Source organism: Clostridium sp. UBA1652 (assembly GCF_002320975.1).
Taxonomy (GTDB): Bacteria; Bacillota; Clostridia; order Clostridiales; family Clostridiaceae; genus Clostridium_T; species Clostridium_T intestinale.
The window spans coordinates 1-5,744 of sequence record NZ_DCLI01000035.1; the positions used below are offsets into that span (position 1 = coordinate 1).

Below are 5,744 nucleotides of genomic sequence, written 5' to 3' on the forward strand. Positions count from 1 at the left end.
CATTAACTTAATGACATTGGAGGATTTACTGGCTTTTTTATTATTTAGACTTGTAAGGTTTATGACTCAGAAGTTTTACTTTTTGCTTTTGATAATATTACGATTGTAATAATAATACATAAAGTGCCTATCCACTGAGCTAGTCCTAAAACCTCTTTAAGCCATATGACGGATAAAAATGCAGCTGAAAGAGGTTCTGAAGAAGATAAGATACTTGCTTCTGTAGGTTCAATGTATTTTAAGCTGTTTAAATAACAGTTATAAGCAATTAGGGTTCCAAAGATTACTACAAAAAATACCCCTAGAAGAGAAGAAGTTGTCCACTCTCCTTGAAAGTTCCATGGCGCATGTATGAAGCTAAAGGAAATTCCACCTATAAGCATACCCCATCCTACTAGAAGTATTGATCCAAACTCAGCTAATAACTTCTGAGGTTGAAGAGTATAGAAAGCAGCTGTAATTCCTGCAGCAATTCCCCAAAATAAAGCTGACTTAGATATACTTATTTCATTAATATTACCATTAGTAATTATAAAAAAAGTTCCTAGCATAGCTAAAGCTATTGCACCTATTTGCCTTATACTTGGAAGTTTTCTGTTTTTTACAATCATGTACAATGTTATAAAAACAGGCGATAAATATTGCAGTATTGTAGCAGTTGCTGCATTTCCGTGATTTATTGCTGCAAAATAAGTGTATTGAGATCCTAACATTCCAACTAAACTAAAAACTATTAGGCCTAAGGCTGTTCTTTTATTCTCCCATACTTTAAAGATATCACTTTTAGATTTTGAATATGAATATAGAAGTAATAGTATTCCAGATGCTAACAATCGAATTGTAACAAGCCACTCAGTATTAAAACCTTTGGTTTTAAACAAAAACTGAGCAACTGACCCTGATACTCCCCAAAGAGTAGCTCCGAGTATAACAAATATTATTCCTTTTATCCTTGGCTTAAGATTCATTTTATTTGCCCCACTTTCTTGATTATCTTATATTAAACATATAAAGATAATTATAACATAATCTTCTTCTAATACTTTCGGAAAAAATAAACTTATTGGCAACAAAAAAGAGTTGAAAAAATTCAACTCTTATCACAAAGAACTCATATAAGCTTTTTTACTAAGATCTCTTAGCTTTTTTTCATTTAAAACATAAATCTTATTTTGATTACATTTTATGATTTGTTTTTCCTCAAGCTCATTTAAAGTTCTGTTTAAATGTCTGTAGGTTGTTCCTAAAAATTCAGCTATATCCTTAAAAGAATTCCTTAAAACTATATAATCCTTATCTGGTTTTAGATATTCTAATAAATAACTAGAAAGTCTATTTATAAGTGGATAAGTAGAGTTATAAGAACTATTATTTATAGTTGCATCAAGTTTATCACTTAAAGATTCTGCTAAATGACGAAAGAAATTCAAATGAGTATACTTTTCTTTAATTAAAGAAACAGGAACTAAAATGAAATAACTCTCTTCTACTGCTTCTACCTGACAACGAACAGGAAGATCCTTTAAGAGTTCTAAATCTCCTATAGTTATAAATGCATCATAAAACTTTAGCAAGCTACTTTTTCCATTTTCAAATAAGTAGTTTACTTTGATTTTTCCGTCAACAAGAAGATAATAATACTGGAGTTTACTTTCTGGCTCAAGAATAGTTTCTTCAATTTCATAAACACAAAAGATAACCTCATCTATTATATCTTCATGGAAAATTTCAGTAACCTTATATTTATCTATATAATATTTCAAGAGCTTTTTATCTAAAATATTTTTCATAAGTCCTCCCTAAATTATCAACAGGTTATAAAATCATAATGTCGTAATGTCGTAATTATAATGTAAAAGGAATTTAATGAGGCTTGAAAAGAAGCCTCTACAGGGCAGAAGTGCGTAATGTCACAATATCATAATATCACAATGTCGCAATTATAATGTATTATGTTGAGATTAAGGAATTTAATGAAGCTCTTGAAAAGAAGAGCTTCTACAGGGAAGCTGTGAGTAATATCACAATAGGACATTTGTCCTAGTTAAAGCTTTAATAATATGGTATTTTATATATTAAAGGATTTAAGAATATAGGGGGATAAATCATGAAATACGATGTCATTTTATTTGACGCTGATGAAACTTTATTTGATTTTAAAAAATCAGAAAAGGAAGCCTTTAAAAACTCAATGATAGAATTTAAGTTTGATTATGAGGAAAATTATCATCTTGAGGTTTATAAAAATATAAATACAGCGATTTGGAAAGAATTCGAAGAGGGATTAATTATACAAGAAAAACTAAAAGTTGAGAGATTTAAAAGACTATCTGATAAACTTGAAGTAAAGTTTGATGAGTTAGAATTTGCAAAAGCTTATATGAAACACTTATCACTTGGGTCTTTTTTATATGATGAAAGTGAAGAAATTTTAAATAGTCTTTATGGAAAACATAGAATGGCAATTATAACAAATGGACTTAGAGATGTGCAAAATGGTAGAATAAAACAATCTAAAGTGGCACATTTGTTTGAAGCTATTATAGTATCTGAAGAGGTTAATGTATCAAAACCAAATCCGAAGATATTTGAAATAACTTTAGATAGTTTAAAATTTACTGATAAGTCTAAGGTTTTAATGGTTGGAGATAGTTTAACTTCTGATATTTTAGGTGGGATTAATTATGGAGTTGATACTTGCTGGTATAATCCAGGTAGAAATAAAAATAGTACAAGTATTAAACCTACTTATGAAATAAATAGTTTATATCAATTAAATGAGATTCTAAAATAAAAAAAGTGGAAAATACCACTTTTTTATTTTGTATTATAAGGCTATACTTTCTTTTTCTTCAACAAATTGAATTTGTATTCCATTTGGATCTTTAACAAAAAAGAATCTTGTCATAGGATTAGGTGAAATTATAGGACTTTCTAATTTAATATTATTTTCTTTTAGATAGTCTATAGTTTTTTCTAATGATTCCACAGTAAAACCTATAGATAAGCCATTTCTTTCTGATATTTCTACTCCTTTGTAGCATATCAGCTCTATTTTGACCTCATCTTTATTTCCAAGCATAACAATCTCAGTATCCTCACCAGCTTTAAATCTTTCAGCTACATTTAAATTCAAGATATCACAGTAAAACTTTAAAGACTCTTCAATATTATTAACAGTAAGGGTTATCCAACATAAATTCATATATATTCCTCCTAATATTTTAGCGATAATTTGTTTCTATAAACGGCCTTAATACTATTTCATCTAAGGCAACTCTTTCGTCAATGTTAATAGAATTTATTATAGTTTCAGCAGCTATATCTGCACTTAAATACTCTTCTCTAGCTTGAGGTCTAAAGGAAGTATTAATTCCACCAGGATAAACAGAACATACTCTTATGTTATCTTTTCTAGCCTCTTTTCTAAGTACTTTAGTTAAACTATCAAGAGCAGCTTTAGATGCAGTATATGATCCTAAACCTTCATTTGAAAAAAGACAACAAGTTGAAAGAATATTAACGATTAATCCTTGCTTTTTATCTGACATATATGGATAGCAGGCTTTAATAAAATTTAATGGAGCTATAGTATTTAAATTCATCATATACTGAAAGTCTTCAAGGTGTATGTCTTTTACTGAAGCTCTTGAAGTGTTAGCGCCTGCACAATTGATGAGTACATCAACAGGGCCTAATTTTTTTTCTACATCTTTTACAAAATTAAATATTTTCGTTTCATCTGTTATTTCAAATGTATCATAAAAAATAGTAGAGTTTTCACCAACTTCTTTTATAATTGTTTTTATCTTCTCTTCTGATCTTCCACAAAAAGCAACCTTAGCTCCAAGATTTATTAATTGTAGCACTAAACTTTTTCCAAGTCCTGAAGTTCCACCAGTAACAATAACTATTTTTCCCTCTAAATAATTCATTCCATCCACCTCATTATAAAATTGTATTAATAGCTTTTTCATTAATGAAAGCTTTGATGTTTTCAGCTAATAAATCTAAAAGTCTTTGTCTTGATTCAAAACATCTCCAGCCTATGTGAGGTGTTAAAATAACATTTCTCATAGAAAACAAGGGGTTTTCTAAACTTGGTGGTTCTGGATCTTGAACGTCAAGAGCAGCTCCTGCAATTGTTTCTTCATTCAATGCTTCAATTAAATCATCTTCTTTTATAAGTGAACCTCTAGCTGTGTTTATAATAAAAGAGGTTGGCTTCATTAAATCTAACTTTGATTTATCTATAAGATGTTTTGTTTCAGAAGTAAGTGGACAATGTAGGCTAACAAAATCACTTTCCATAAGAACTTCTTTTAAGGTCACAAACTTTATATTTGGATCACCTAAATCCTTATAACTTCTATTATATACAAGTATGTTCATGCCTAAGGCCTTAGCAACTTTAATCACTTGTTGTCCAATAGCTCCTGCACCTATTATTCCAAGAGTTTTACCTTGAATTTCAAAATGCGGAACCATTAGATGGTTAGTAAAATTTCTATAGTCTTTATCTTCAATCATTCTTTGTTGATAAGCTAAAGAAGAACTTAAACTTAATATAAAGGTAATAACTAGTTGAGCAACAGCCTCTGTACTATACCCAGGTATGTTACATACAACTATATTTTTTTCTTTTGCTGAAGCTATATCAATATTATTATAACCAGTGCCAGCTTCGCAAATTAACTTTACACTTGAAGGAAATTTTTCAATTAAATCTCTTCCTATAGGTAGCTCCTTAGAAATTACTATATTTTGATTTTCTACTCTTTTTAGAATTTCCTCATTATTACTATGAGAATATTTTGTTACATTTCCCAAGCCATCTATTGCTTTAAAATTAAGTTTTTCGTCAAAATCTATTCTGCTTGAATTAAGAAAAACTATATTGTTCATTGTTTACCCTCCTGCACACGTTATCAAGATATATTATAACATATGTTAACCTAAGAAATGGAATAGTTTTATAAAGCTTAGAAAAGTTACTATTATATAGGAAGAAAGATAGAAAAACAGGGCTAGAAATAGTTTTAAGTACACACATATAATTCCCTCACTATCTTTTAATCTAAATAATAGTATAAAAGATGGTTCTTACGAAGTTGTGACAGAGTTAATGTTGTTAAATCTATTAAATTTGATATAATTAATCTATAAAAATAGTCTTAATTTTCATAGGATGAGGGTGATTCATAGAAATATAAAATTGCAGCTAATTGAGGGAGAAATAAATTCATAAAGGTGGTACATAATATGAATAAGATTAAAAATATTTCGATACGTAATCGTATAATGGTATTGGTTTTTGTAGCAATGTTGTTATCAAATTTAGGGATATTAGGTTCACTATCGTATGCTCTTCATGGAGATGTTCTTGAAATAATAACAATTGAAACTATCGGAAGATCAATAATTTTCATAATCATTTTTCAAGTAATAGCAGCAGTTGTTTCAGAATTATTGCTTATAAAACCTTTAAAAAAGGGCATACTTCTTGCCGATTCTATTTCGAATAATGATTTAACTATAGATATTGAAGCAACTAATCATGGAGAAACTGGACAACTTATCACTTCTCTACTTAAAGCAAAAGATAATTTAAAAAACTTAATATCAATTATGCAGAATTCTTCAGGAAAGGTGGCTATTTCTTCTGAAAGTTTAAACTCAATAATTGAACATGCAAATAATCAGGTAAATGATATAAATGAATCTATATATGTTTTAATAAAGAA

General features: G+C 28.7%; 6 protein-coding genes and 1 pseudogene. 2 read left to right on the forward strand and 5 right to left on the reverse strand.

Annotated features, from left to right (window positions below; translation table 11 throughout):
• Positions 1-59: 59 nt before the first annotated feature.
• Both B3N22_RS05185 and B3N22_RS05190 read right to left on the reverse strand, forming a co-directional pair.
• Entirely contained in the window at positions 60-968 is a 909-nt protein-coding gene (locus tag B3N22_RS05185) for a DMT family transporter (protein ID WP_286905284.1), read from the reverse strand.
• Between the two features lie 132 nt (positions 969-1,100).
• A complete protein-coding gene (locus tag B3N22_RS05190) occupies positions 1,101-1,790 on the reverse strand; it encodes a Crp/Fnr family transcriptional regulator (protein ID WP_286905285.1) in 690 nt (229 codons plus the stop codon).
• A gap of 317 nt (positions 1,791-2,107) precedes the next feature.
• On the opposite strand from B3N22_RS05190, the gene B3N22_RS05195 reads away from it, so the two are divergent.
• Positions 2,108-2,794, forward strand: coding sequence for a YjjG family noncanonical pyrimidine nucleotidase (locus B3N22_RS05195; protein ID WP_286905286.1), 687 nt, complete (start codon positions 2,108-2,110; stop codon positions 2,792-2,794).
• A gap of 33 nt (positions 2,795-2,827) precedes the next feature.
• On the opposite strand, the gene B3N22_RS05200 is transcribed toward B3N22_RS05195, so the two are convergent.
• The 3 genes from B3N22_RS05200 to B3N22_RS05210 are packed head-to-tail and all read right to left on the reverse strand — an operon-like array spanning position 2,828 to position 4,905.
• Complete coding sequence (locus tag B3N22_RS05200; RefSeq protein ID WP_286905287.1) at positions 2,828-3,205, reverse strand: VOC family protein; 378 nt, start codon at positions 3,203-3,205, stop codon at positions 2,828-2,830.
• A gap of 19 nt (positions 3,206-3,224) precedes the next feature.
• Positions 3,225-3,935: an SDR family oxidoreductase gene (locus tag B3N22_RS05205; protein WP_286905288.1), complete on the reverse strand. Its 711-nt coding sequence runs from the start codon at positions 3,933-3,935 to the stop codon at positions 3,225-3,227.
• Positions 3,936-3,948: 13 nt separating this feature from the next.
• Positions 3,949-4,905 (reverse strand): NAD(P)-dependent oxidoreductase, encoded by a 957-nt coding sequence (locus B3N22_RS05210; protein WP_286905289.1) that lies wholly within the window; start codon positions 4,903-4,905, stop codon positions 3,949-3,951.
• A gap of 357 nt (positions 4,906-5,262) precedes the next feature.
• Here B3N22_RS05210 and B3N22_RS05215 point away from each other — a divergent pair.
• Positions 5,263-5,744: pseudogene (locus B3N22_RS05215) on the forward strand (methyl-accepting chemotaxis protein); the annotation flags it as partial.

Bases quoted from the DNA above. Each gene is read 5' to 3' on its own strand.
- B3N22_RS05185 (WP_286905284.1), bottom strand. From the start codon at position 968: ATGAATCTTAAGCCAAGGATAAAAGGAATAATATTTGTTATACTCGGA.
- B3N22_RS05190 (WP_286905285.1), bottom strand. From the start codon at position 1,790: ATGAAAAATATTTTAGATAAAAAGCTCTTGAAATATTATATAGATAAA.
- B3N22_RS05195 (WP_286905286.1), top strand. From the start codon at position 2,108: ATGAAATACGATGTCATTTTATTTGACGCTGATGAAACTTTATTTGAT.
- B3N22_RS05200 (WP_286905287.1), bottom strand. From the start codon at position 3,205: ATGAATTTATGTTGGATAACCCTTACTGTTAATAATATTGAAGAGTCT.
- B3N22_RS05205 (WP_286905288.1), bottom strand. From the start codon at position 3,935: ATGAATTATTTAGAGGGAAAAATAGTTATTGTTACTGGTGGAACTTCA.
- B3N22_RS05210 (WP_286905289.1), bottom strand. From the start codon at position 4,905: ATGAACAATATAGTTTTTCTTAATTCAAGCAGAATAGATTTTGACGAA.